The organism is Myxococcus sp. AM009 (genome assembly GCF_013372605.1).
Classification (GTDB): Bacteria; Myxococcota; Myxococcia; order Myxococcales; family Myxococcaceae; genus Myxococcus; species Myxococcus vastator.
On sequence record NZ_JABXEP010000341.1, the window covers coordinates 1 to 1,415 of the forward strand.

General features: G+C 66.8%; 3 protein-coding genes. 1 reads left to right on the forward strand and 2 read right to left on the reverse strand.

The window, feature by feature from the left end:
- The first annotated feature begins 138 nt into the window (after window positions 1-138).
- A complete protein-coding gene (locus HV824_RS35710; protein WP_176425261.1) occupies window positions 139-309 on the forward strand; it encodes a hypothetical protein in 171 nt (56 codons plus the stop codon).
- Between the two features lie 9 nt (window positions 310-318).
- On the opposite strand, the gene HV824_RS35715 is transcribed toward HV824_RS35710, so the two are convergent.
- Both HV824_RS35715 and HV824_RS35720 read right to left on the reverse strand, forming a co-directional pair.
- Window positions 319-891, reverse strand: a complete 573-nt coding sequence (locus HV824_RS35715) for a DUF1629 domain-containing protein (RefSeq protein ID WP_176425262.1) — start codon at window positions 889-891, stop codon at window positions 319-321.
- Window positions 892-906: 15 nt separating this feature from the next.
- The coding region (locus HV824_RS35720; protein WP_176425263.1) for an AHH domain-containing protein at window positions 907-1,415 on the reverse strand (509 nt) is incomplete at its 5' end.

Sequence of the window (1,415 nt, forward strand, 5' to 3'; positions counted from 1 at the left end):
TCCCGTGTCCAGCCGAACCACACGCACCGTCGAGCACGCGGGCCCGATGAGCAGCAGCAAGAACACCCAAATCAGTCGCATCGGCACCCCGTGGCCTCGAGTCCATGCGAGGCGCCCCGTCAAACCTGGCTCCCAGGCGTGACACGAGGACCTCGCCGCGAACCGGCTGGGGCGCGCCTGCGCATTGGCCAGCTCGCCATCGACCCGCTCACCTTCGAGGAGTCGATGGTGGATGGGATGCCCATCGTCTGGGCCTCGCGCGCCATGGGCGAGTTCTGGGAGCGGACGGGGACGAAGAAGCCGGAGTAGCCGCCCGCGTCACACGGGGGTGAACTTCATCCCCGTGGCGCCGGACCGCTCCAGGGCGACCTTGAGGTCCTCGGAGACGATGAGGGCGATGGGCCAGCCCCAGGTGCGGAACACCTTGGCGCCGCCCACCTTCGAGGGGTCGATGCGCAAGCCCACGACGGAGCGATACTGGCCGAGCTTCTCCGGCCTTTCGTCCTCGGGCTTCCAGTACAGCACCTCTCGGGTTGCATGGTCGTCGATACAGCGAATGAGCTGGGTGGCGACGAGGATGAGGTACTGGTCCGGTTGTCCCGGAAGGTCCACGGAGATGAGCTGCACGTCTTCTGGGGCCAGTTCCGCGAAGAGCGAGGCCACCTTGACGTGCACCACGGGCGTCACGCCAATGCCCGCTGTGCAGAAGTCCAACCGCTTTCCAGGCGCGTCGACGGGGATGGTCAGACGACCGCTGGGGCTGTGGATGGGTTGACCGGCGGCGTACACCCACGGGTCCTCCACCTCGTGCCCCTGCTCGTCCAAGGGGTCACCCAGGTCCCAATTTTCCGCGTACCTGTCCTCGGTCAGCTTGAAGTAGCGGCTCGGCATGGCGAACGTTCTGCCTCATTTACCCCGGGTCAGGAGTCTGTTGATTTCGGATCCACGCGTTACAGCTTCTCTCGCCAGCCGCTGGAGCTCCGTCGCCAGTGCCTTGCGACACGCCGCCACCTGCCGGCAGCCCGCGGTCGCGCCCTGAAGCCGCTCGAATACCAGTTCATGGTACTCCTGTGGATGTGGCCCCCTGTGTCCCTGGACCTGGATGATGTTCTCGGGGTCCTTCAGCTCCATGCCGGCCCGCTTGAAGAGTCTCCTGAACTCCGGCGTCCACGGCCCACCCCGCGCCTTCGAAACATCATTCTTGTTCGTGGCGATGTGGTGCTTCTGCGTGCGGCGCGTGCCGTCCGTTCCACCAGCCGTCATGGCCACGGCATGCGGTGCCAGCGCTACGGTGAAGCCCTCAGCCGTCATCGCCACCGACTCCACGCTCCCGAGCGCCGCGTACCGGTAGCCCGCCTGCACCTCGACGTTCAGCGCCGCCTGTGCGGAGCCGGGCAGCCTGGGCGCCTTCGCCG